We start from the raw sequence: 23,842 nt of genomic DNA, 5'->3' as shown, positions 1-23,842 counted from the left end.
GGCGCGGTGGCGGTGGCGGTGGCGTACGGTGCGGCGGCGGCGGCGGCGGCGGCGGCGGTGGCGGTGGCGTGCAGTGCGGCGCGGTGGCGGTGGCGGTGGCGTACGGCGGCGGCGGCGGCGGCGGCGGTGGCGTGCGGTTGCGGTTGCGGTGGCGGTGCCGCGCTTGGGTCCGGGGAAGTGGTCGTTATCGCGACCAGATCCACGGACGTCCGGCACAGCAGGGGTTCTCGCGTCCCGGTGGCGCCGTGGGGGGGACGTCCTGCAACCAGCGAGAAACAGCGCTCGGGGTGCGGGATCTCTGGCGAAAGTTGCCTGCGGCGGTGGAAACTTGTGGACACCCGTTCCAAAATGCCTGTACGACTGCTACTCTGGACTCAGTGACCTCCGGGGGAAGGTGGGCACAACGGATCTCGCGTATCAGGTTGACGCAGGCGGAAAGGGGTGGGATTCATGACAGCATCGTCGGAGACGGCGCCGGCAGCGCAGCGCGCAGAAGACGCGCTGCGTGCACTGTCCACCCTGAACCCTGCCGAGCTGTCCGGCCGGACGGTGATCGATGGGATTGCCGCGGGCTACCAGGCGATCTCGTACATGCAGGCCGTGATACAGGGGTGGATGGCCCGGCTGGCCGAACCTGGCGTGATTCCTACCGCCGAAGGCCTGCTCAAGCATCCCGCCAAGCACGCCAGGGACACCGGCGCGGATGAGGGCTCCGCTGCCGATCAGGACGCTCCTGTCCGGCATACCGCGGAAGAGGACTCTCGCCGTGCAGGCAATGCCGCAGGTGAGGGGCTCGGTGGTCAGGGTGTCGATGGTGAGAGCACTGGTGCTGGTCAGGACAGCGCTGTTGGTGAGGACACCGCTGTCGGTGAGGACACCGCTGTCGGTGAGGACACCGGCACGGATGACGGCGCCGCTGCTGGTCAGGACAGCGCTGATGGTCAGGGCGCCGATGTCGGTCGGGAGGGCGCAGCTGGTCAAGACAGCACTGCCGGCCAGAACTCCGACGCGGGTGAGGACCCTGCCGCGGAGCGGATCTACGACCTGCGGGCGTCGAACCCGGACTCTCAGGCGGAGTTCTGCGACCTGATGGACACCCTGGATCAGGCCAAGGCCCGGCAGGACATGGCAGGTGGCGAGATCGCCGCGGCGCTGGTGCTCTCGCCCAAGTCCGGCAACATCTATGTGCAACGGGCCCTGGCCCTGGTCAGGGAACTGCCCGACACCCTCGAGCTGTTGCGCGAGGGTGTGCTGGATCAGACCCGGGTGTCGTTGATCCACAAGTACGCGTGCAAGCTGAACGACCTCGCCTTGTGGTGCGAGTTCGAACGGCGGGCGTTGAAGATCGCCCCGAGGCTGGCGCCGGCGAAGCTGGAGTACCTGCTGAAGCGGATCGTCACCGACCTGGAACCCGAGGACGCGGCGGAGGCGGAGAAGCGTGCCTTCAACCGACGTTGCACCGGCCGCTATGACTTGGACGGTGCGATGGCCCGGTTCTACGCGGACCTGACCGCCGAGAATGCCCAACTGGTGCAGCAGCTGGTCGATCAGATCGCCCGCACCATGGGCAATGCCGGCGGTCGCACGTTGGAGCAGTGCCGGGCGGATGCGTTCGCCGCGATCTTCGAGCAGCTCCACGCCCACGGCACCATCGATCTCCGTGAGATCCTCGCCGCGGCTGCCCACGTCGCCGCCGGCGGCGACATCCCCGACGATGATGACGTCGACGTCGACGTCGACAACGACGATGACACCGACGACGTCGACAGCGACAGCGACAGCGTCGACAGCGATGACGTCCACGGCGAAGACACGTTCAGTGACGACAGCACCGATGCCGGCGCGGATGGCGTCGACGACGTGCCGGCCGGTGGTGGTGATGAGTCTGCGAGCGTCGGGCAGGACGAACGCCATGCCGGTGCCGACGGGGCCGACGAGGTGGAAGGCAAGGACACCGACGATCCGGCCTCCGAGTCTGCCGCGAATGCCGAGCACCGGTCGGGCGGCGATCCGTCCGGAGCCAACACTGCCGACGCTGATTCCGCCGGCACAGATGGCGATCGCACCGACGCCGGCACGCCTGAGGATTCAGAACACCTCGACAAGGCTGAGGACTCGGTCGGCGCCGACGCCGAAGATGGCGCCGATCAGGCGGTCGGCGATGGCCCGGTGGATGACAGCTCTGACACCACAGGTGGGGCTCACGAACCCGCCGACCTGGATGACGACAGCTACGATCCGGACGACGAGACTGCAGATGCCGATGCCGATGCCGATGCCGATGCCGATGCCGATGCCGATGCCGATGCGGATGCCGGAGTGGGAGTCGTCGGCCGCGCCGACGGGGCCACCGGTCCTTCGCCTGCGGATTTCGACACCGAAGCGGGGCCGGAGCCCGAGAACTGTTGCGATTCTGAACATCCGCTGGCCCAGGAGGGCACTGGATGTTCAGAATCCGAGCCGCCCGACGGCGATCCGGCAGGTCACTCTGGGCCTGACGAGAGCCTCGACGATGCGGATCCCGGCGACCCGCCTCCGTTCGATCCCTTCCGGTTCGACGACCCCGACCAGCGGAGACAACCCGCACCGAAGTGGAGAGCTCCGGTGTGGCAGGACCGCGCGGTCAACCCGGCGCTGCCCTGGAACGGCGTCATCACCATCTCCCTGGAAGCCCTCGCCGGTCTGGCCGACCACCCCGGAGACATGTCCGGCTTCGGCTGCATCTCACCCGACCTCGCCCGCCAACTGTTGAAGGCCGCCAACTCGATCACCTTGCTGGTCATCGACCCGGAGACCGGAGCGCCCGTCGGGGTGTCCGACCGCGTCTACGTCCCACCCGGGAGTCTGCGCCGCAAAGTCATGCTGCTCACGCAGACGTGCTCGTGGGTGGGCTGCAACCGCAAAGCCGAACGCTGCGACGTCGACCACGGCGAGCCGTTCGACCACGAGAATCCCGCCGCCGGCGGGAAGACGACCCTGCGCAACCTCCGACCGCTGTGCCGGTTCCACCATCGATTGAAGACCTTCACGGCGTGGACCATCACCGAACACGTAGACCGTTCGGCGACGCTGGTCAGCGCTCTCGGCCGCACCACCCGAAGACCCCCACCCGCCATCACCGACCCCGGCGAGTGGGAACCCGCCTGGCAGACCGAGGGCGTCGACGACGACACCCCGCCGTTCTGATCGAAGAGCGGTGGGCGGCCGGCGCGGGCGATGGTGAAGACCTGCCGGGGCGCTGGACGCCGGCGTCGTCGAGGACGGTCGTGCGGCGCTGGTGTCGGTCTCAATTGGTCGGATTCAGGTGGTCCCGCTGTCGCCGCCCGGCCGGCGGTCGTGCACGAGGCCGAGGATCGTCGACAGCCCCTACCGCCGGCCGAGTTTCCGGGGGACTCGTTCAGCGGCTCTTGTCGCCGGACCTGCACCTGCCATTGTCGGGTGACTCGCTGTTGGATCTGCCCTGCAAGAGGATCAGCGTCACCCGGAGATACGTCAGGAGGCGCGTTTGCGGGTGGTGGTCCGCGACGACGAGGTCCCCGACTTGCTCTTCGCAGCAGCGGACTTCGCGGCACCTGTCTTCGACGCCGTGGTCTTCGATGCCGTGGTCTTCGACGCCGTGGACTTGGATGCTGAGGACTTGGACCTGGTGGACTTGGAGCCGGCGGTGCTTGATGTCGAGGACTTCTTCGCAGCGGAGCCCTTCGACCCTGCGCCCCCGCTCGACTTCGCACTGCTCGACCTCGCGCTGCTCGACCTCGAAGAGCTCGACCTCGAAGAGCCCGACTTCGAGGACCCGGCCGCCTTCGAGGACCCAGAAGCCTTGCCGCGCTCGACACTGCGTTTGAGCGCGGAGAGCAGGTCGAGGACCTCGGCATCCTCCCCGTCGTCCTTCTCCGGCGTGGGGAAGGCCTCTTCGCCGTCGAGCTTCGCGTCGATCAACTGCTCGAGCTGCTCGCGATAGGTGTCGGTGTAGTCGGCGGGGTCGAAGTCGCCGGCGAAGGAATCCACCAGCGCGGTGGCCTGCTTCATCTCCGCGGCAGAGATCTTCCCGGAACCGCTCCCACCGAGCCCCTCGAAGTCCGCCTCCCGCACCTCGTCCGGCCACAGCAGGGTCTGCACCATCAGCACCCCGTCCCGCACCCGCAGCGCCGCCAACCGCGTCTTCTGCCGCAGCGCGAAGTGCACCAGCGCTGTCCGCTCGGTCTTCTCCAGCACCGCCCGCAGCAGCAGGTAGGCCTTGATCGAGTTGCCGGCCGGCTCGAGGAAGTAACTCCGGTCGAACAGCACCGGGTCGATCTGCTCCGACGGCACGAACCGGAGCACCTCGATCTCCCGCCCGGTGTTCTCCGGCAGCTGGTCGAAGTCCTCGTCGGTCAGCACCACGGTCCGGCCGTCGTCCGACTCGAACGCCTTCGCCGTGTCGGCGTACTCGACCACCTTGCCGTCCGCCTCGCACACCCGCTGGAACCTGATCCGCCCGCCGTCCTTGCGGTGCACCAGGTGGAACCGGACGTCGTGGTCCTCGGTCGCGCTGTAGACCTTGATCGGCACGTTGACCAGCCCGAAGCTCAGCGCGCCCTTCCAGATCGATCGCATACCCCAGCAGTCCCCGCTCCCGGCCCGCTCCATGCGTCTGTGGTTATCCTGCGCCATGGCCACCGACGACGCCCAGGTCGACATGGACGGCCACCTGCTCAAGCTGACCAACCTGTCGAAGATCCTCTACCCTGCGACCCGCACCCCGAAGTCCGAGATCATCGCGTACTACGCCGAGGTCGCGGTCGCCATGCTGCCGCACATCGCCGGACGCCCGGTCACCCGCAAACGGTGGCCCAACGGCACTTCGGCCCAGCCCTTCTTCCAGAAGAACGTCGACCACGCCACCCCGTCCTGGATGCAGCGCCAGGCCATCCCGCACTCCAGCGGCGACGTCATCTACCCCCTCGTCGACTCGCCCGCCGGCCTGGCCTGGATGGGGCAGAACGGTGCCCTCGAACTGCACGTCCCGCAGTGGCGGTTCGACGCCGACGGCTCCGTCGGCCGGCCGGACCGGCTCGTCTTCGACCTCGACCCCGGCCCCGGCGTCACCCTCGCCGACTGCGCAGCGGTGGCGAAGGTACTCCGCGACCGGCTGGATCTCGAAGGGCTGCAACTGTTCCCGGTCACCAGCGGCGCCAAGGGCCTGCATCTCTACACGCACCTGGCCGACTCGATGACCTCCGACGAAGCCTCCGCCTGGGCGCACGAACTGGCCCGCTCCGTCGAGCAGGAGATGCCGAAGCAGGTCACCTCCAAGATGACCAAGTCGGTGCGCGGCGGCCGGGTCTTCATCGACTGGTCGCAGAACAACGCCGCCAAGACCACCATCGCGCCCTACTCGTTGCGCGGCCGCGACCGGCCGACCGTCGCCACCCCGCGCACCTGGGACGAGCTCGACGACCCCGACCTGCAGCACCTGGATTACCGGGAGGTGTTGCGGCGCCTGGACTCCCAGGGCGATCTGCTGGCGGACCTGGACCCCGGACCCGGGCGGAAGACCCGCCGGAAGGCCCGGACGGCCACCAAGGAGAAGCCGGCCGAGAAGCCGAAGCCGGACAAGCTGGCCACCTACAGGTCGATGCGCTCCGCGGACCGCACGCCGGAACCGGTACCCACCGAGAACGCGGACCTGCCGCAGGGCAACGACGACACCTTCGTCATCCAGGAGCACCACGCCCGCGCCCTGCACTGGGACTTCCGGTTGGAGCACGACGGGGTGCTGGTGTCGTGGGCGCTGCCGAAGGGCATCCCGACCGACGGCAGCCACAACCGGCTCGCGGTGCACACCGAGGACCACCCGATGGAGTACGCCGACTTCGCCGGGCGAATCCCGCGCGCCGAGTACGGCGGCGGTCGCGTGCTGATCTGGGACCACGGCACCTACGAGACCGAGAAGTGGCGGGACAGCGAGGTCATCGTCACCTTGCACGGCGAGCGCGCGAAGGGCCGGTTCGCGCTCATCCGCACCAAGGACAAGAACTGGCTGATGCACCGCACCAAGGATCAGGAGGCGCTGCCGCCGGTGGTGGCGATGACGAACGCCGAGATGGACGAGATCATCGACGCCGCCGGACCTCTCGATGACGACGGCAAGGTCACCCACGAACCGGCCGGTACCGACGACGAGCCGCCGCCCCCGCCGCCGGACGACCTGCGGCCGATGCTCGCCACCGCGGGCCGCCCGCAGGACGTCGCCGACCCGGAACAGTGGCGGTACGAGGGCAAGTGGGACGGCATCCGGGCGATGGCGGAGGTCGGGCCCGATGTGCTGCGGCTGACCTCCCGCACCGGCCGGAACATCACCGCGGTCTACCCCGAGCTGGCCGAGCTGACCGACCTGCTGCACGGCCACTCGGCGGTCCTCGACGGCGAGATCGTGGCGCTGGATGCCAAGGGCCGCACCGACTTCGGGTTGATGCAGAACCGGATGAACGTGGCCAAGGCAGCGGAGATCGCCCGACTGTCACAGGAACAACCGGTGCGCTACCACGTGTTCGACGTGCTGTTCCTGGACGGTGTCTCACTGCTGCGCCGCGGGTACGACCTGCGCCGCCAGGTCCTGCAGGCCATGCCGCTGGACGGCGAGTTCGTCACCGTGCCGGACGCCCTCGACGGTGACGTGCAGCAGGCGCTGGCCCGCAGTCGCGAGCTCGACTGGGAGGGGGTCATCGCCAAGAAGTCCGACAGCGTCTACCAGTCCGGCAAGCGCGTCCACACCTGGATCAAGATCAAGAACCAACGCATGCAGGAGGTGGTGATCGTCGGCTGGCGACCGGGTGCCGGTCGGCGGGAGGGGTCGCTGGGCGCGCTGCTGCTGGGCATCCCCGAGGTCGGGGACGACGGGAAGCCGGGCTGGCGGTACGTCGGCCGGGTCGGCACCGGGTTCACCGACGCCATGCTGGACGACCTGATGCGCCGGTTGAAGCCGCTCGCCCGGAAGACCACCCCGATCACCGGCGACCTGCCGCGCGAGGAGACCCGGGACGCGCGCTGGGTCCGTCCGGAGCTTGTCGGCGAGGTGCGGTTCACCGAGTGGACCCGGGACGGGGTGGTGCGGCAGGCGGCCTGGCGCGGGCTGCGCCCGGACAAGCAGGCCGCCGACGTCGTGCTGGAGTCCTGAACCCGGCGACATCTGGCGACCTGGGTCCATTGACGTCCGGGACCGCCGTTGACCCACCGTGACCGGAGCCGAGTTGTCAGGCACACGAATGGATGTCGCGGTCCACCGATGCCGCCCGGTTCTTCCCCGGACGCGAAGAACGTGCCATTGTCAGGGGCGATCACACCGTGATCGATGGCCTTCCGCGCGAGAAGAGACGAGCAGGACCCATGGCGATCCCCCGCCGGACAGCACTCACCGCAGCCCTGACCGGACTCGTCGGCGTCCCGCTGGCCGCCTGCACGTCCACCGACAGCGGCGGGGCGAGGAGCACGGCGGCGCCGGTGGCCGAGACGACTGCGATGTCCAGCGACTCACCTCCCACGAGCAGCACGGCGGCCGGGAGCGCCACGGCCACCAGCAGCACCGAGGCGCCGGTGGCCACCGGGAACGCGCCGGTGGGCGAGACGGCCCCGGCGGCGTACAGCACCGCGGAGATCACCAAGGACAAGATCGACGCCGCGGTCGCCGCACTCGACGACATGGTGGCCGACGCGATGGAACGCACCGGCGTACCCGGCATCGCGGTCGCGGTGGTGCACGAGGGGGAGGTGCTCTACCAGAAGGGCTTCGGCGTCCGCGAGGTCGGCAAGGATGCCGCGGTCGACCCGGAGACCGTCTTCCAGCTCGCCTCGGTGTCCAAGTCCATCGCCGGGACCTGCGTCGCCAAGGCGGTCACCGACAAGACCGTGACCTGGGCGGACAAGGTCACCGACCACCTGCCCGACTTCGAGCTCTCCGACCCTGCGGTCACCTCGATGGTGCAGATCTCCGACTGCTTCGCGCACCGCACCGGCCTGCCCGGCACCGCCGGCGACGAGCTCGAGGGCTTCGGCTACGATCGGGACTACGTGCTCTCCCGGCTCCGGCTCTTCCCCCTCGACCCGTTCCGGATCACCTACCACTACACGAACTTCGGCCTCACCCTCGGCGGCGAGGCGGTCGCCGCCGCCGACGGCCGCAGCTGGGAGGATCTCTGCCAGGCCGACGTCTACAGGCCGATCGGCATGACCTCGACCAGCTCGAAATACGCGGACTACCTGGCCCGGGACAACAAGGCGATCATCCACTTCCGGGTCGCCGAGAAGGACTTCCAGCCGCTGTACAAGCGCGACGCCGACCCGCAGTCACCGGCCGGCGGCGTCAGCTCGAACGTGCTGGACATGGCGAAGTGGATGACGGTGGTGCTGGACGGCGGGAAGCTGGACGGCGAGGACTTCATCGACGACGCGGCGCTGCTGGAGATGCACGGTCCGCACATCGTGAACAACGCCCCGACGGCGGACGTGGACCGGGCCGGGTTCTACGGCTACGGCGTGAACGTCGGCACCACCTCGACCGGGCACATCACCTGGGGGCACGCCGGCGCGTTCTTCGTCGGCACCGGGACCAGCTACACGATGCTGCCGGCCGGGAAGATCGGCATCGTCGCCCTGTCCAACGGCTCGCCGATCGGCGCGGTCGAGGCGATCACCACCTCGTTCACCGACCTGGTGCGCACCGGCGAGGTGGAGCGCGACTGGGTCGAGTTCTTCGGCGCCATCTACGGCAACTTCTACATCAACCGGAGCAGCGTCGCGGAGCCGCCGCCCGCCTCGCCGAAGGCCGCGCGCGCGCTCACCGACTACGCGGGCGACTACGCCAACGACTACCTGGGGCAGATCACCGTGGCGGTGCAGGGCGACGCCCTGGAGATCACCGGGGTGGGGCCGAACAAGCTCGCCGCCCCGCTCGTGCACTACGACGGCGACGTCTTCAGCTGGAAGGCCCCTGGTGGGAACGGTGACGACGACACCGCGGTGACCTTCGCCGGCGGCGGGACCGGGGCGGCCACCGAGGTCACCCTCGAGGCGGTCATGATCGGCACCCTGAAGCGGGTCTGACCTGCGTGGTCGGAACCGGGTGGTGCGCTCGATTAGCGTAGTGGGGTGCCCGCAGCAACCCAGGACTCCCCGCTGGACCCCGCCGCCGCCCTGACCGCCCGCGTCCAGCAGGCGATGGCCGCCGCCTTCGGCCCCGAGTACGCCGCCGCCGACCCGGTGATCCGGCCGTCCCAGTTCGCCGACTTCCAGGCCAACGCCGCGCTGCCGCTGGCCAAGCGGCTGGGCCGCAAGCCGCGCGACATCGCCACCGCGATCGCCGGTCAGCTGCAGGTCGAGGACATCTGCCGGGAGGTGGAGATCAGCGGCCCCGGGTTCCTCAACCTGACCCTGCGCGACGACTGGATCGGCCTGCAGGCCGACCGGCAGCTGGCCGACGCCCGGCTCGGGGTGCCCACCCCGACCCCGCAGCGCATCCCGATCGACTACTCGGCGCCGAACGTCGCCAAGGAGATGCACGTCGGGCATCTGCGCACGACCGTGGTCGGCGACAGCCTGGCCCGCACCCTGGGTCACCTCGGGCACACGGTGATCCGGCAGAACCACATCGGTGACTGGGGCACCCCGTTCGGCATGCTCATCGAGCACCTGCTGGAGGTCGGCGAGGACTCCGCCGACGCCGCGCTGCTGGCCACCGACCCCAACGCCTTCTACCAGGCGGCCCGGGAGAAGTTCGACGGCGGCGGCGATTTCGCCGACCGGGCGCGACTGCGGGTGGTCTCGCTGCAGGGCGGCGATGCGGACACGCTGACCATCTGGACCGACCTGGTCGACCTGTCCAAGGGCTATTTCAACCGGATCTACGCGCAGCTCGGGGTGACCCTCACCGACGCCGACCTGATGGGCGAGAGCCGGTACAACGACGTGCTCGCCGACATCTGCGACGAGCTCGAGGCCAAGGGCCTGGCCGTGGTCAGCGAGGGCGCGCTGTGCGTGTTCCTCGAGGGCTTCACCGGCCGCGAGGGCAAGCCGGTGCCGCTGATCATCCGCAAGTCCGACGGCGGATACGGTTACGGCACCACGGATCTCGCCACCATCAAGTACCGCGCGCAGCAGCTGCACGCCGACCGCATCGCCTACGTGATCGGCTCGCCGCAGCACCTGCACCTACAGATGGTCTTCACCACCGCCCGGCTGGCCGGCTGGCTGGGCGGCACGGAGCCGATCCACGTGCAGATCGGCAACGTGCTCGGCTCCGACGGCAAGATCCTGCGCACCCGCAGCGGCGCCCCGGTGCGGCTGGGTGCGTTGTTGGACGAGGCCGTGGAGCGGGCCTCCGCGGTGGTCGACACTGCGCGCCCCGAACTGGATCCCGCGGTGAGGGCGGAGATCGCGCAGGCCGTCGGCATCGGCGCGGTGAAGTACGCGGACCTGTCCGTCGCGCACGACACCGAGTACACCTTCGACTTCGACCGGATGCTGGCGCTGTCCGGGAACACCGGGCCGTACCTGCAGTACGCGGCCGCCCGGATCCGGTCGATCCTGCGCCGCGCGGCCGAGCAGGGCGTGGCCGCGGAGCCGGGCACCGCCATCCTGATCGACGAGAAGGCCGAGCGGGCACTCGGTCTCGGGCTGCTCGGATTCGGCGCCACGGTCGAGGAGGTCGGCGAACTGCTGGAACCGCACCGGCTCTGCGCCTACCTGTTCCGGCTGGCGCAGACGTTCACCGCCTTCTACGACGCCTGCCCGGTGCTCAAGGCCGAGGACCCGCAGGTGCGGGCCTCCCGGCTGCAGCTGTGCGCACTCACCCTGGCGGTGCTGGTGCAGGGTCTGGACCTGCTCGGGGTGACCTCGCCGGAGCAGATGTAACCGGTCAGCGCTTGCGCCCGGTCAGCGCCAGCAGCTCGGTGAGATCGTCGGTGCAGGCGGCGGTGTCGAGCGGCGGGGCGAACATCCCGGAGCCCTGCCACCGCGCGATCTCGCCGCGCATGTCCTCCAGGACGAAGTGCACCAGGTCGTTGGGCATGTCCTCGGGTGCGCCGATCGCGCGGGCCAGGTCCCACGAGTGCACGACGAGGTCGAAGGTCATCTGCCGCAGGTACTCGGTGGCCGGGGACGGTCCGGTGGACAGCTGCACCGTGCGCTCGGTCGCCCCCGGCGCTGTCCAGGCGGCCCGCGCGGCGATGGAGGCGGCCGACCAGGCGGCGACCGGGTCGTCGCCGAGCACGTCGCCGTCGTAGCGATCGCCGATCTCGGCGATGCTCGCCCCGCCGAGCAGGTCCGGTACCCAGAGCTGTTCGCCCACCAGGTGGTTCACCAGGTCGCGCACCGTCCAGTCGGTGTCCGGCGTCGCCGATCCCCACTGCGTCGGGTGGATCTGGTGCACCCGCTCGTCGAACCGGCGGAGGCCGCTGCCGTGTGCCTGCATCAGGTCCATGGCTGCACCGTACCTGTGACCCGGTACCGGTCAGCCCGCGCGGGAGATCCAGGTGGAGGGATCGGCGAGCACCTCGTCCAGCACCGACCGGGCGGCGCCGGTGAGGGCGGCGTGGTCGGTGACGACGGCCGGACGGATGGTCACCGGGGCGAAGGGATGGGCCAGCACGCGCCGCGAGAGCTGTTCCTGCACAGCAGGTACCAGCAGGTCGGTGAGCGGGGCATACAGGCCGCCGAGTACCACGGTGTCCACGTCCAGCAGGTTCAGCGCCCCCGAGAGGGCGATGCCCAGGGCCCGGCCGGCGTCCTCGATCGCCCGCGTCGCTGCCTTCCGGCCGGCGGTGGCCGCAGCGACCAGGGCGTCGACCGGCAGGTCCCGGTCCAGGCCCGCGGCGGACATCAGGGCGTCCTTGCCGGCGAACATCTCCAGGCAGCCGGTCGACCCGCAGCCGCACTCCGGACCGGTGGGATCGACGGTGGTGTGCCCGATCTCGCCGCCCCACCCGCGGGAGCCGGCCCACAGCCGCCGGTCCAGCACGATCGCTCCGCCGATGCCGATCTCGCCGGAGACGTAGAGGAACGACTGCACGTCGGCACCGCGCAGCGCCGCGTTCTCCGCCTGCGCGCCGAGCGTGGCCTCGTTCGCGATCCGGATCGGGACGTCGTGCAGCGCAGGCTGTCCGGCGAGCAGGGCGACCACATCCACCCCCGACCAGTGCAGGTTCGGCGCGATGCGCAGCGGGCCGGTGCCGCTGTCGATCAGGCCGGGCAGCGCGACACAGGCGCCGGCCAGCGGGATCTCGCGCTTGCTCAGCGGGTAGACGGTGGCCGCGAACAGATCCGCCAGGGCGCCGAGCACCTCGGCCGGCTCCCGTCGGCGGTGGTCACCCGGCACCACCCGCTCGGCGATCACCTCGCCGGCCAGGTCCAGCACCCGCACGCCCAGGTAGTCGACATTGACCTCGAGCCCGACCGCGGCGATGGTGCCGGTGGCCGGGATCAACGGGACCGCAGGGCGGCCCGCCGTGCGGGAGCGGACGACGGGCAGCTCGGCCACCATGCCGGCCTGCAGCAGCTGGTCCACCAGCGCGGAGACCGTGGTCCGGGTGAGGCCGGTGCGGCCGGAGATGTCGGCCCGGGAGATCGGGCCGGGGCTGTGCAGGATCTCGCCGAGCACGATCCCGAGGTTGTGCTCGCGCAGCTGGGCCTGCCGGGCGGGGGTGGCACCGCCCGTCCGGAGAGCTCGTACCGCTCCCTCGCCGCCGGTCACGTCTTGACCATACCGGCGGAAGGGCATAAGTTCACTGACCAGACAAATAAGGGTGATCACACCGTCGCCCGGTCCGACGACACGACAAGGACGTCCTGATGCCGTTCCAGCCCACCCCGGCCGACCACTTCAGCTTCGGTCTGTGGACCATGTCCTGGCTCGGCCGGGACCAGTTCGGCGAGGCCACCCGCGCGCCGCTGGACCCGATCGTCGCGGTCGAGAAGCTCGCCGAACTCGGCGGCTGGGGGATGACCTTCCACGACGACGACCTGATCCCCTTCGGCTCCGACGCCGCCACCCGCGACAGGATCATCGCCGACTTCCGTGCCGCCCTGGACCGCACCGGCATCGCCGTGCCGATGGTGACCACGAACCTCTTCTCGCACCCGGTGTTCAAGGACGGCGGGCTCACGTCCAACGACCGCGGCGTCCGCCGTTTCGCGCTCCGGAAGGTGCTGCGCAACGTCGATCTCGCTGCCGACCTCGGTGCGGAGACGTTCGTCATGTGGGGCGGCCGGGAGGGCAGCGAGTACGACGGCTCCAAGGACTTGTCGGCGGTGTTCGACCGCTACCGCGAGGGCATCGATCTGGTCGCGGCCTACATCAAGGACCAGGGCTACGGGCTGAAGATCGCGCTGGAGCCGAAGCCGAACGAGCCGCGCGGCGACATCTTGCTGCCGACGGTCGGGCACGCGCTGGCCTTCATCGCCACGCTCGAGCACGGCGACATCGTCGGCGTGAACCCGGAGACCGGGCACGAGCAGATGGCCGGGCTCAACTACACGCACGGCATCGCGCAGGCGCTCTGGGCCGGCAAGCTCTTCCACATCGACCTGAACGGCCAGCGGTCCATCAAGTTCGACCAGGACCTGGTGTTCGGGCACGGCGACCTGCTGTCGGCGTTCTTCACCGTCGACCTGGTCGAGAACGGTTTCCCGGGTGGCGGTCCGCGCTACGACGGCCCGCGGCACTTCGACTACAAGCCCTCCCGTACCGAGGACTACGACGGTGTGTGGGATTCGGTGACGGCCAACATGCGCACCTATCTGATCCTGAAGGAGCGGGCGCTGGCCTTCCGCGCCGACCCGGAGGTGCAGGAGGCGCTGGCCACCTCGGGCGTCGCCGAGCTCGCCCGGCCGACGCTCGCCGACGGCGAGTCCACTGCCGACCTGCTCGCCGACACCGCCTCCTTCGAGACCTTCGACGCGGACAAGGCGGGCGAGCGCGGCTACGCCTTCGTCCGGCTCAACCAGCTCGCCGTGGAGCACGCGCTCGGGGCGCGCTGAGCGTCCGCCGGTGGCGGACCGCGCGGTCCCGGGGCCGGTTGCCCGTTAGCGTCAGGGGCCATGACGTTCCCGACGGATGCGCCGGTCCAGTTGGACGAGGTCCCCGACTTCAGCGGTGAGGTGGCGGCGTTCTACGACCGGTACCGCCGGGACTACCCGGAGGACCTGGTCGACGAGCTCGTCGCCGCGTGCGCGGCCGACGGTGCGGTGGCGATCGACATCGGCTGCGGCACCGGGCAGTTGAGCGTGCCACTGGCCCGCCGGATGGCGACGGTGATCGCGCTCGACCCGTCCGCGGACATGCTCCGGTACGCGCGCCGGCGGGCCGGCCGCGCGGGCACGGCGAACCTGCTCCCGGTGCTGGCCGACGCCACCGCACTGCCCGCTGTCGCCGTGGCGCTCGGACCGGGGACGCTGCGGCTGATCACCGTCGGCACCGCGATCCACCTGATGGACCACCGGCGGCTGTTCGCCGACGCCGCCCGGGTGCTGCCGGCGGGCGGCGGGCTGGCGGTACTGGCGAACGGGACGCCGATCTGGATGCAGTCGACAGCGGCGAGCCGGGCGCTGCGGTCGGCGATCGAGCAGTGGTTCGGGATCACCCTGACCCGCACCTGCGCCACCAGCCCGGAGGAGCTCGCCGGCCTGCGCCTGGCCATGGAGGACAACGGGTTCCGGGTCACCGAGATGGCTCGCGACAGTACGGTGCAGCTCACCGCGGAGGAGGTGTTCGGCCTGGTCTGCTCCGCCCTCGGCCCGGAGATGCTGCCGGCCCCGGGCCTTGATCGGCTAGCCTTCGCCGCCCACCTGGAGGCCGCTCTCGACGGCCTGCTCCCGGTGCCGGACCTCTCGACGGTGCGGGTGCTGCTCGGCCGGCGGTGAGCGCGTCAGGTGGTGACCGGGTCGCGCAATTCCCAGGACTCGATCCCCGGTAGTCCGAGGAGTCGGTCGGCGATCTCACGGCTGCAGGCGACGATCGTGCTGCGGTCGTCGATCTCGACGACCACCAGCCATGGCGGCGCGATGGCGTCGTCGCCTGCCGGCCACAACAGGTTCGGTGAGCGGCCGGCGGCGGTGGCCACATCGACCGCCTGCCGGTCGACCAGACCGCAATGATGCCTGCCGGGAGCGTCCAGCCAGAAGTCGTCGCGCAGCGGGATGTCCGGCACGGGGAGTACATCCCGGAACCCGGAGACCAGGTCCCCACCCTCGACGTGCAGCAGGTCGAGGACGGCGGCCATGATGTGCTCGGGCGACGTGCCCACCACCGGTCTCTGCAGGATCCTGTCGGCCTCGGCGTCGAGGTCGTCCCAGGAGACCGACGGATCGAGACGGACGCCTCTGGCTCGTGCCTGTTCCCGCCAGGTGATCTCCACGTCCGAGGGACTGCCGGGGATGTAGGCCGGATGCGGCAGGCGCACGTAGGCCGGGAACACGCCGGCGTGCCACCACGTCGCGCAGTTCGCCGCAGTGCGCACGGCGCGCCCCTTCTCAGTCGAAGCGGTACTTGATGTCGACGGCGGGGCCGGCGAGGTGGTGGGTGCCGTCGTCCTCGGCGGCGTGCTGCGGGGGACCGAAGTCGGCGCGGCGGGCGGGGAGCGGGCGGACGACGGCGCGCAGGCCCGGCATGTCGAGGGACATGCTGCCGTCGGGGTTGTCGTGCACCTGCAGCCCGCGGAGCCGGCCGTAGGTGGCGAGCGCGCGCCGGTGCAGGGTGATCGGCAGCTCGTTGAGGCCCTCGGCGAGCACCCGCAGCGCCCGGGCCGGCACCGGTTCCCCGAGTTCGAGCGAACGGTGGTCCAGCAGGGCCGCCGTGCGGACAGTGCCGTCGCCGGTGAGCACCGCCGTCCAGCGTCCGGACACCGGCTTCGCCAGCTCGCACATCGTGGCCGCCACCCGATGCGCATCGGCCGGGGAGCCGGGCAGCTCGGCGAACGGGATCTCGGCCCGGGTGAACACCGGCACACCGTGCTGCTCACCGAACCCGCGCAGCCACTCGGCGAGCCCGGTCGCCGCGGGCGGATGGCCCTCCGGATCCGCCCACACCCAGCGGAAGGTGCCGCGCTCGGGATCGGCATCGCCCAGCAGGTGCACCGCGGCGTCCTCCGGCGGGCCGCCGAGGTCCTTGAGATGCAGCTGGTGCTCGAGCGACAGCAGGGCCGCGTCGTCCAGCAGGTCGTCCACCGTGGGGCCCGGAGCCGTCATGGCGTCAATCTAACGGGACACCGCCCACCGCGGCACGGCTTTCGAAGACGGCGAGCCACCTGGTCAGCGCGCCTTCCAGCAGCTCCGCGTCGGCCGGGTCCAGCTGGTCCAGCAGCTCCCGCTCGTTGCGCATGTGCGCGGTGAACGCCTCGTCGATCAGGTCCCGGCCGGCCGGCGTCAGCGCCACCACCCGGCCGCGGCCGTCGGTGACGCTGGGGCGCCGGGTGACCAGACCGTCCCGCTCCAGCCGGTCGATCCGCTTCGTCATCGCACCCGTGGTGACCATGGTGTGCGCGGCCAGTTCACCCGGGGCCAGCTCGAACGGCGCCCCGGCCCGGCGCAGCGTACTGAGCACGTCGAACTCGCCCTCGGCGAGCCCGAACCGCTTGTACACCAGGCACAGTCGCTCGGTGAGATGGGCGCCGACCCGGTGCAGCCGGCCGATCACCCCCTGGGCGCGCACGTCCAGGTCGGGTCGCTCCCGGGCCCAGGCGGCCTGGATGCGGGCGACGTGGTCGGGGCTCTCCGGGACGGTCACCCCGACAGAGTATCTTCCGAGGAAGATACTCTGCTACGGTAGCTTCCATGGAAGCTACATTCCGCTGGATCCTGGTGACGGCGGTCGCGCCGATCGCCTGGGGGTCCAACTACTACGTCACCCACCATTTCCTGCCGGCCGGACATCCGTTGTGGGGGGCCGCACTCCGCGCCCTGCCGGCCGGTCTGCTGCTCTGGGCGATCCGCCCGCGGCGACCGCACGGCAGCTGGTGGTGGAAGTCGCTGGTGCTCGGAGTGCTCAACGTCGGCGCCTTCTTCACGCTCATCTACCTCGCCTCACAGCTGCTGCCGACCAGCATCGCGTCGTCGGTGATGGCCACCTCGCCGGTCGCCATGATGCTGCTGGCCTGGGGTCTCGCCGGCGAGCGGCCGCGGCTGCGGCAGGTGTGCGGTGCGCTGGTCGGCATCGTCGGGGTGGCGCTGCTGCTGCTCTCCGGTGCCACCGGTGTCGGCATCACCGGGGTGCTGGCGTCCGTGGCCGCGATGCTGATGTCGTCCGTCGGTTACATCCTGGCCAAGCGCTGGCGGGACGACACCGACGTGCTGGTCAGCACCTCCTGGCAGTTGCTGGCCGGCGGTCTGGTGCTGGTCCCGGTCGCCGTCCTCGTCGAGGGCGGCCCGCCGTCCACCGACGCCGCGGGCATCTTGGCGTTCGGCTACGTCGCGGTCGTTGCCGGCGCACTGGCGTTCCTCTGCTGGTTCACCGGACTGCGCCGGCTGCCGGCGGCGACGGTCGGACTCGTCGGCCTGCTCAACCCGGTGACCGGGGTGCTGCTGGGGGTGCTGCTGGCCGGCGAGACCCTCGGGGTCCGGCAGCTCCTCGGGCTGGGACTCGTCCTGGGAGGGATCCTGGTCGGCAGCGTTACGCTGGCCCGGCGTCCGGCGCCGGGCGTACCGGCGCCCGCCGGGGACGAGGACGAAGGACCCGACGATGAGCACTCCGACCCGCCGCTTCCCCGAGGACTTCACCTGGGGGTCGGCCACCGCGTCGTACCAGATCGAGGGCGCCGTCGCCGAGGGCGGCCGCGGACCGTCCATCTGGGACACGTTCTCGCACACGCCGGGCAAGGTGCTCGGCGGCGACACCGGTGACGTCGCCGACGACCACTACCACCGGTGGGCCGAGGACATCGGCCACATCAAGGATCTCGGGCTGAAGGCCTACCGCTTCTCCATCGCCTGGCCGCGGGTGCAGCCGGGCGGCCGCGGGGAGTTCAACGCCGAGGGCATCGCCTTCTACTCCACGCTGGTCGACGCCCTGCTGGCGGCCGGCATCGAACCGGTCGTCACGCTCTACCACTGGGACCTGCCGCAGGAGCTGGAGGACGAGGGCGGCTGGACCAACCGGCAGACCGCCTATCTGTTCGCTGAGTACGCGCGCCGGATGGCGCAGGAGCTGGGTGATCGCATCTCGGTGTGGACCACGCTCAACGAACCCTGGTGCGCCGCCTATCTCGGGTACGCCTCCGGGGTGCACGCGCCCGGCCGCACCGACGGCGCCGCCGCCCTGGCCGCCGCGCACCACCTGAACCTCGCGCATGGGCTGGCCGGTGCCGCCGTCCGTGAGGTGCTGGGTGCGGACACCAAGGTGTCGGTGACGCTGAACCTGCACGTGACGCACCCGGTGGACCCGGACTCGGCGGCGGACCGGGCGGCGGTCGCGAAGATCGACGACGTCGGCAACGAGGTGTTCCTCGGCCCGATGCTCGAGGGTGCCTACCCGCAGTCGTTGCTGGACAACACCTCTCATGTCACGGACTGGTCGTTCGTGCATGACGGCGACCTGGCGCTGATCCGCATCCCGCTGTCGATCCTCGGGGTGAACTACTACTCCTCCAGCCGGGCCCGGTTCTACGACGGCACCGGCGAGCGCCAGCAGGCGGACGGGCACGGCGACGGCGCGGGCAGCCCGTGGGTCGGCTGCGAGGACGTCGAGTTCCTGCCGCAGCCCGGCCCGTACACCGCGATGGGCTGGAACATCGACCCGGACGCCTTCCGCGACCTGCTGGTCCGGATCGGCCGCCGCTTCCCGGACACCCCGCTGATGGTCACCGAGAACGGCGCCGCCTTCGACGACGAGGTGGCGCCGGACGGCGCCGTGCACGACGAGAACCGGATCGACTACCTGCGCCGGCACTTCACCGCGGCGCTCGACGCGCTGGAGCAGGGCATCGACCTGCGCGGCTACTTCGTCTGGTCGCTGCTGGACAACTTCGAGTGGTCGTTCGGCTACGAAAGGCGTTTCGGCATCATCCGGGTCGACTACGACACGCAGCTGCGGACGCCGAAGGACTCGGCGCTCTGGTACCGCGAGGTGGTGCGCACCGGCACCATCGGCTGACGGCTCCGGGCGGCTACCGCACCGCGCGGGCGGCCGGGATGTGCGGGGTCCGGGCCACCGGGGTCGGTCCGGTGGTGATCGGGGCATGGCCGGTCGACTGCCGGTGTGCGGCGTCGGAGGCCAGCAGCCCGCGCACCCAGGAACCGAAGGTGTCGGTGAGCTGCAGGTGCACCTCACCGGCGCGGAACGGCTCGTTCATCCGGGCGCCGGCGATCCGGTCGAAGATCATCCCGTCCATCATCGCCACCAGATCGGCCGCGCGGCGCCGGGCGTCGCGCACCCCGAGGCGGGACAACATGCCGCCGACGACGTTCAGCAGCGGCTCCCGGGACGGGGCGCGCGAGGTGATCTGCGCGTGCAGCTCGGGATCGGCGGTCAGCTCGGTGGCCAGCGCGATCCGGGCGGCGGCCTGGGCACGCCGCTGCGTCAGCGTCGCCACCACCACCGAGGCGGCGAACAGCCCGACGGTGTCCGGGCCGAGACCTTCACGGCGCTCGGTCATCTCGGCCATCACCTGGAAGTCGCGGCCGCCCTGCCGGGACAGCTCCTCGACCATGCCCTTGAGCAGGGCACGCCGGGTGCGCATGTAGTACGAGGTCGAGCCCTCCGGCAGCCCCATCCGCCGGTCGATGCTGCGATGGGTCAGGGCGCGGACGCCCTCCTCGGACACCAGTTCCACCGCCGCCACCGCGATGGCCGTTCTGCGGTCGTCTCCTGACACGCCGTCCACCCCTCCGTGTTGTCTGCCCGGCCCGACGGACCGGTGGTCACTACGCCTGTGCAGAGGTGTTCGGAGGGGTGGGTCCGACGGATGGGCGGGATGTCAGGGAAATCCCGGGTGCCCGGTCAGGCAGCGGTGGGGGCGCGGAAACCGGCCGCGGCGGTGGAGAGGATCTGCGGCCAGCAGCCGAGCAGCGCGCTCGGGGCCGACACCGCCGACAGCTCCCAGGTGGGGCGGCCGGCGACCAGGGCCCGGACCTCGCTCAGCGGGGTCGGTGCCTCGGACTGCCCGTGCCAGAACCGCACCGGCAACTGCTGCAGCGCCGGCGCGTCGACCCAGGACCGGGACGGCGATCCGCCGGCGATCCCGCGCCAGTCGCCACCGCTCTCGCCGGCGTCGGCGGCGACCGCCGCCCGGAAGTCGTCCTCCTGCCACCGATCGCCGAGGGCGAGCAGCGCACGCTCGTCGAGTCGATCGAGAGCCCGCTGCCAGGAGGAGATGTCGGTGAGATCGGCCCCGTCGCCGAGCGCGGCACTCCATTGCGGGACAGCGCCGGACACCGGGACACGGCGGTCGCCGAACGGGCGTCGCAGGGAGCGGCGAGGGGCCGGCGCATCGGACAGCCGGACGGTCACCGCGGTGACGCCGGTGACCATCCGCGGGTGGCGTGCGGCGAAGGCCATGGCGTCGTCCACGCCCTCGCCGATGCCGATCACCGCGATCCGGCCGACGGCCAGGGTCTGCACCAGATGGGCCAGGTCGTCGGCCGGGTCGTGCCGCCCGCCCAGGCCCACCGGGTCGGACTCGCCGGTGCCCGGTCGGTCCAGGGCCAGCAGCCGGATCGAGGTCGGCAGCGCCGAATCGTGCAGCAGCCAGGTCGGGGCGAGCCGCGAGGACCCGAGGTCGGGGATCAGCAGGCACGGCACGCCGCGCGGGCTGCCGTACTCCGACCACGCGAACGCCCGGCCGTCGGGCAGCCGGATGCCCCCGTAGGTCGGGTGGTCGACGGGGCCGAGGACCGAGTCGTCCTCGTCGAACAGATGCACGTCACTGCTGGCCGTGGGAAGCACGCGCCGCCCCATCCTCTACCGCTCGATCGCTGCCGGAATCCCTCACCCTGCTCGTGAGGTGTACTGCGTGGGCAGGAACCGCCCCCGTCGCGCGTGATACGTCCCCGGCGGCGCGACGGATTGCTCCTGACCACCACTTTCTTATCCGAACCGAATGCCCCGGCACGGCACCGACACCGATTCGTGATGTGAAGTTCTGGTCACGGTCACCCGGCGAACGGGTGGCGGGCGACCCGCCCGGATCAGCCGACCCGGGAGTCCCGCCAGCGCACCCAGGAGGCGAGCGCGTCCAGGTCGTAGTCCGGGCCGCCGACGCCGACGGTGAACATGCTGAAGCCGAGGTCGACGAGCGCGTCCGCCTGCGCGGTGTCCGTCACGTCGGCCGGCGCCGAGGTGGACCGGGCGATCGCCGCGGTGTCCCGGCCGAGGTCGGCGCAGTGCCGGTCCAGCACGGCCGACTTGTGCGTCATCGTCTCCAGGTCGCCGAAGGCGTGCCAGATGTGCGCGTACTCGGCCACGTAGCGCAGCGTCTTGCGCTCGCCGCCGCCGCCGATCATCACCGGGATCTCCCGGGTGGGCGCCGGGTTCAGCTGCGCGAACCGGTCCCGGATCCGCGGCAGGTACTCGCCGAGCAGGTCCAGCCGGCTGCCGGCGGTGCCGAAGTCGTAGCCGTAGTTCTCGTAGTCCTTGGCGAACCAGCCGCTGCCGATGCCGAGGATCAGCCGGCCGCCGGACATGTGGTCGACCGTGCGGGCCATGTCGGCCAGCAGGTCCGGGTTGCGGTACCCGCCGCAGGTGACCAGCGCGCCGATCTCCACCCGCTCCGTCTGCTCGGCCCAGGCGCCGAGCATCGTCCAGCACTCGAAGTGCTTGCCGTCGGGATCGCCGTAGAGCGGGTAGAAGTGGTCCCAGTTGAAGATCATGTCGACGCCGAGGTCCTCGGCCCGCAGGACGGCGTCGCGGATGGCGGAGTAGTCGGCGTGCTGCGGCTGGAGCTGGACGCCGATGCGGATCGGCGTGGTGCTGGTGGAGTCGGTCATGGCTCCATGGTTCCCCCGCGCACGCGCGGCCACGCAGCCAGGGGTGGATCAGGCACGGTGGTCAGGCCAGGATCGCGGCGGTGCGGCCGGCGACGCGGCCGCTGAACAGGCACCCGCCGAGGAAGGTGCCCTCCAGGGCCCGGTGGCCGTGCATCCCGCCGCCGCCGAACCCGGCCGCCTCGCCGGCGGCGTACAGGCCGGCCACCCGGTTGCCGTCGCTGCCGAGAACCGTTGCCGTCAGGTCGGTTTCCAGGCCACCCAGGGTCTTGCGGGTGAGCACGTGCAGTCGCACCGCGATCAGCGGCCCGGCCTCCGGGTCCAGCATCTCGTGCGGCGGGACCACCCGCATCCGGCGGTCGCCGAAGTAGGTCCGGGCCATCGCCGTGGCGGTGACCTGCGGGTCGTGGCCGAGCCCGGTGCGCACCTGGAGGTCCCGGCCGCGCACCACCTGCTCCAGGGCCACCGGGTCGATCAGGTCGGCACCGGCCAGCTCGTTCATCCGGGCCACCAGCTCCGGCAGCGTCGGCGCCTCCAGGAAGTCCACCCCGTCGTCCAGGAACCGCTGCACCGCCGGGGTGATCTTGCCACCGGCCCGCTCCCGCAACAGCTTCCGCACCGAACGGCCGGTGAGGTCCGGGTTCTGCTCCGACCCGGACAGGCCGAACTCCGGTCCGATGGTGCGCCGGTCGAGCAGGAACCAGGAGTGTGCGTGCCCGGTGCCGGTGATGTGCCGCAGCGCGCCGAGGGCGTCGAAGCCGGGGAAGAGCGGAGCGGGCAGCCGGCGGCCGAGGGCGTCGATCCAGAGCGGGCTCGGCCCGGACAGGATCCTGATGCCGTGGCCGGTCCACACCGGGGAGTGGTTGATCACGCCCTCCGGGTAGTGCCACATCCGGTCCTCGTTGATCAGCCGGCCGCCGGCCCGGGCCGCGACGCCGAGCATCAGGCCGTCGGTCGAGTCGGGCACCCCGGAGATCATGGTCGCCGGGGCGGCGCCGAACCCGGTGGGCCAGTTGCGGCGCACCAGGTCGTGGTTCCCGCCGATTCCGCCGGAGGTGACGACCGTTGCGCCGGCGACGATCTCGAAGTCACCGTCGACCTCGCGCGAGGACGGTTCGCCGCGGCCGGCGCCGGACGGGACCAGCACCTCACCGGTGGCGCCGGTGACCCGGATGCCGTCGGGACCGGAGGTGGTGGTCAGCGCGGTCACCCGGTGCCGGAACGCCATCTCCACCCGGCCGGCCCGGACGTGTTCGGTGATCCGCCGGACGAACGGGGTCAGCACCCCGGGGCCGGTGCCCCAGGTGATGTGGAACCGGGGCACCGAGTTGCCCGGGCCGCCGGCCTCGTAGCCGCCGCGCTCGGCCCACTGCACCACCGGGAACAGGGCGATGCCCTGTTGCTTGAGCCAGGACCGCTTCTCGCCGGCGGCGAAATCGACGTAGGCGTGCGCCCACTGGCGCGGCCAGTGGTCCTCCGGCCGGTCGAAGCCGGCGGTGCCCATCCAGTCGGACAGGGCCAATTCGGCCGAGTCCTTGATGCCCAGGCGACGCTGCTCGGGCGAGTCGACCAGGAACAGCCCGCCGAACGACCACCAGGCCTGCCCGCCCAGCGAGGCCGCCGGCTCCTGGTCCAGGACGATCACCCGGCGCCCGGCGTCCGCCGCCTCGGTGGCCGCCACCAGCCCGGCCAGACCCGCACCGATCACCATGACGTCGGTGGTTCTCCGCATGGGAACGAGGTTGCCACAGCACGGTGAATTCCGCCCCTGCCCGGGCACCCTCGGTCCGCGATCGCGTGCTGCCTCGGTGTGCCGCCCGGTCGGTCGTGGGCGGTGCGCGGCCACCCGATGGCGGTCCGGGCCGTCACCGGCTGTGTCCGGGGTCGGTCGGAAGTGTGC

General features: G+C 71.2%; 18 protein-coding genes and 1 pseudogene. 8 read left to right on the top strand and 11 right to left on the bottom strand.

Features of this window, described 5'->3' with window-relative positions; translation table 11 throughout:
* A pseudogene (locus GIS00_RS27835) lies at window positions 1-203 on the bottom strand (hypothetical protein); the annotation flags it as partial.
* Between the two features lie 247 nt (window positions 204-450).
* Here GIS00_RS27835 and GIS00_RS17435 point away from each other — a divergent pair.
* Window positions 451-3,186, top strand: coding sequence for a DUF222 domain-containing protein (locus GIS00_RS17435; RefSeq protein ID WP_154769675.1), 2,736 nt, complete (start codon window positions 451-453; stop codon window positions 3,184-3,186).
* A 306-nt stretch (window positions 3,187-3,492) separates the two neighbouring features.
* On the opposite strand, the gene ku is transcribed toward GIS00_RS17435, so the two are convergent.
* Entirely contained in the window at window positions 3,493-4,596 is a 1,104-nt protein-coding gene (gene ku / locus GIS00_RS17430; RefSeq protein ID WP_154769674.1) for a non-homologous end joining protein Ku, read from the bottom strand.
* A gap of 55 nt (window positions 4,597-4,651) precedes the next feature.
* On the opposite strand from ku, the gene GIS00_RS17425 reads away from it, so the two are divergent.
* From GIS00_RS17425 to argS, 3 genes are all read left to right on the top strand, one after another.
* Window positions 4,652-7,159: an ATP-dependent DNA ligase gene (locus tag GIS00_RS17425; RefSeq protein WP_154769673.1), complete on the top strand. Its 2,508-nt coding sequence runs from the start codon at window positions 4,652-4,654 to the stop codon at window positions 7,157-7,159.
* 209 nt (window positions 7,160-7,368) lie between these two features.
* Window positions 7,369-9,081, top strand: a complete 1,713-nt coding sequence (locus GIS00_RS17420; protein WP_196073330.1) for a serine hydrolase — start codon at window positions 7,369-7,371, stop codon at window positions 9,079-9,081.
* Window positions 9,082-9,126: 45 nt separating this feature from the next.
* Window positions 9,127-10,887 carry an arginine--tRNA ligase gene (gene argS, locus GIS00_RS17415; protein WP_322098074.1) on the top strand — a complete coding sequence of 587 codons (1,761 nt, stop codon included), beginning with the start codon at window positions 9,127-9,129 and terminating at the stop codon, window positions 10,885-10,887.
* A gap of 4 nt (window positions 10,888-10,891) precedes the next feature.
* Here argS and GIS00_RS17410 read toward each other — a convergent pair whose 3' ends face one another.
* Window positions 10,892-11,455 (bottom strand): TIGR03086 family metal-binding protein, encoded by a 564-nt coding sequence (locus GIS00_RS17410; protein ID WP_154769671.1) that lies wholly within the window; start codon window positions 11,453-11,455, stop codon window positions 10,892-10,894.
* Window positions 11,456-11,485: 30 nt separating this feature from the next.
* Window positions 11,486-12,724 (bottom strand): ROK family transcriptional regulator, encoded by a 1,239-nt coding sequence (locus tag GIS00_RS17405; RefSeq protein WP_322098073.1) that lies wholly within the window; start codon window positions 12,722-12,724, stop codon window positions 11,486-11,488.
* 98 nt (window positions 12,725-12,822) lie between these two features.
* On the opposite strand from GIS00_RS17405, the gene xylA reads away from it, so the two are divergent.
* Both xylA and GIS00_RS17395 read left to right on the top strand, forming a co-directional pair.
* Window positions 12,823-14,010 (top strand): xylose isomerase, encoded by a 1,188-nt coding sequence (gene xylA / locus GIS00_RS17400; RefSeq protein WP_154769669.1) that lies wholly within the window; start codon window positions 12,823-12,825, stop codon window positions 14,008-14,010.
* A 60-nt stretch (window positions 14,011-14,070) separates the two neighbouring features.
* Window positions 14,071-14,892: a class I SAM-dependent methyltransferase gene (locus tag GIS00_RS17395; protein WP_154769668.1), complete on the top strand. Its 822-nt coding sequence runs from the start codon at window positions 14,071-14,073 to the stop codon at window positions 14,890-14,892.
* Window positions 14,893-14,897: 5 nt separating this feature from the next.
* On the opposite strand, the gene GIS00_RS17390 is transcribed toward GIS00_RS17395, so the two are convergent.
* The 3 genes from GIS00_RS17390 to GIS00_RS17380 are packed head-to-tail and all read right to left on the bottom strand — an operon-like array spanning window position 14,898 to window position 16,753.
* Window positions 14,898-15,488 (bottom strand): hypothetical protein, encoded by a 591-nt coding sequence (locus GIS00_RS17390; protein ID WP_154769667.1) that lies wholly within the window; start codon window positions 15,486-15,488, stop codon window positions 14,898-14,900.
* A gap of 13 nt (window positions 15,489-15,501) precedes the next feature.
* Entirely contained in the window at window positions 15,502-16,215 is a 714-nt protein-coding gene (locus tag GIS00_RS17385; RefSeq protein ID WP_154769666.1) for a DUF6882 domain-containing protein, read from the bottom strand.
* A 4-nt stretch (window positions 16,216-16,219) separates the two neighbouring features.
* Window positions 16,220-16,753 carry a MarR family winged helix-turn-helix transcriptional regulator gene (locus tag GIS00_RS17380; protein ID WP_322098072.1) on the bottom strand — a complete coding sequence of 178 codons (534 nt, stop codon included), beginning with the start codon at window positions 16,751-16,753 and terminating at the stop codon, window positions 16,220-16,222.
* A gap of 47 nt (window positions 16,754-16,800) precedes the next feature.
* Between GIS00_RS17380 and GIS00_RS17375 the strand changes: the two genes are divergently transcribed.
* Window positions 16,801-17,865 (top strand): DMT family transporter, encoded by a 1,065-nt coding sequence (locus GIS00_RS17375; RefSeq protein ID WP_407666875.1) that lies wholly within the window; start codon window positions 16,801-16,803, stop codon window positions 17,863-17,865.
* On the top strand, window positions 17,771-19,114 hold the full coding sequence (locus GIS00_RS17370; RefSeq protein ID WP_407666882.1) for a GH1 family beta-glucosidase: 1,344 nt from the start codon (window positions 17,771-17,773) through the stop codon (window positions 19,112-19,114). Before GIS00_RS17375 ends, GIS00_RS17370 begins: the two co-directional genes overlap by 95 nt.
* Before the next feature lie 13 nt (window positions 19,115-19,127).
* Here the strand turns inward: GIS00_RS17370 and GIS00_RS17365 are convergent, their stop codons facing one another.
* The 4 genes from GIS00_RS17365 to GIS00_RS17350 all read right to left on the bottom strand — a co-directional run bounded on the left by GIS00_RS17365 (window position 19,128) and on the right by GIS00_RS17350 (window position 23,674).
* Window positions 19,128-19,835: a TetR/AcrR family transcriptional regulator gene (locus GIS00_RS17365; protein ID WP_154769664.1), complete on the bottom strand. Its 708-nt coding sequence runs from the start codon at window positions 19,833-19,835 to the stop codon at window positions 19,128-19,130.
* 125 nt (window positions 19,836-19,960) lie between these two features.
* Window positions 19,961-20,905 carry an alpha/beta fold hydrolase gene (locus tag GIS00_RS17360; protein ID WP_154769663.1) on the bottom strand — a complete coding sequence of 315 codons (945 nt, stop codon included), beginning with the start codon at window positions 20,903-20,905 and terminating at the stop codon, window positions 19,961-19,963.
* A gap of 242 nt (window positions 20,906-21,147) precedes the next feature.
* Window positions 21,148-21,945 (bottom strand): LLM class F420-dependent oxidoreductase, encoded by a 798-nt coding sequence (locus tag GIS00_RS17355; RefSeq protein ID WP_154769662.1) that lies wholly within the window; start codon window positions 21,943-21,945, stop codon window positions 21,148-21,150.
* 61 nt (window positions 21,946-22,006) lie between these two features.
* Window positions 22,007-23,674: an FAD-binding dehydrogenase gene (locus tag GIS00_RS17350; protein WP_154769661.1), complete on the bottom strand. Its 1,668-nt coding sequence runs from the start codon at window positions 23,672-23,674 to the stop codon at window positions 22,007-22,009.
* Window positions 23,675-23,842 lie beyond the last annotated feature (168 nt).

The sequence above is a fragment of the Nakamurella alba genome (genome assembly GCF_009707545.1).
Classification (GTDB): Bacteria; Actinomycetota; Actinomycetes; order Mycobacteriales; family Nakamurellaceae; genus Nakamurella; species Nakamurella alba.
This window is presented reverse-complemented; position numbering and strand designations above follow the sequence as displayed.

What these genes read in the sequence shown, in the direction of transcription:
- GIS00_RS17425 (WP_154769673.1), top strand. Translation starts at nt 4,652, where the DNA reads ATGGCCACCGACGACGCCCAGGTCGACATGGACGGCCACCTGCTCAAG.
- GIS00_RS17350 (WP_154769661.1), bottom strand. Translation starts at nt 23,674, where the DNA reads ATGCGGAGAACCACCGACGTCATGGTGATCGGTGCGGGTCTGGCCGGG.
- GIS00_RS17395 (WP_154769668.1), top strand. Translation starts at nt 14,071, where the DNA reads ATGACGTTCCCGACGGATGCGCCGGTCCAGTTGGACGAGGTCCCCGAC.
- GIS00_RS17385 (WP_154769666.1), bottom strand. Translation starts at nt 16,215, where the DNA reads ATGACGGCTCCGGGCCCCACGGTGGACGACCTGCTGGACGACGCGGCC.
- ku (WP_154769674.1), bottom strand. Translation starts at nt 4,596, where the DNA reads ATGCGATCGATCTGGAAGGGCGCGCTGAGCTTCGGGCTGGTCAACGTG.
- GIS00_RS17420 (WP_196073330.1), top strand. Translation starts at nt 7,369, where the DNA reads ATGGCGATCCCCCGCCGGACAGCACTCACCGCAGCCCTGACCGGACTC.
- GIS00_RS17410 (WP_154769671.1), bottom strand. Translation starts at nt 11,455, where the DNA reads ATGGACCTGATGCAGGCACACGGCAGCGGCCTCCGCCGGTTCGACGAG.
- GIS00_RS17375 (WP_407666875.1), top strand. Translation starts at nt 16,801, where the DNA reads ATGGAAGCTACATTCCGCTGGATCCTGGTGACGGCGGTCGCGCCGATC.
- GIS00_RS17435 (WP_154769675.1), top strand. Translation starts at nt 451, where the DNA reads ATGACAGCATCGTCGGAGACGGCGCCGGCAGCGCAGCGCGCAGAAGAC.
- GIS00_RS17355 (WP_154769662.1), bottom strand. Translation starts at nt 21,945, where the DNA reads ATGACCGACTCCACCAGCACCACGCCGATCCGCATCGGCGTCCAGCTC.
- xylA (WP_154769669.1), top strand. Translation starts at nt 12,823, where the DNA reads ATGCCGTTCCAGCCCACCCCGGCCGACCACTTCAGCTTCGGTCTGTGG.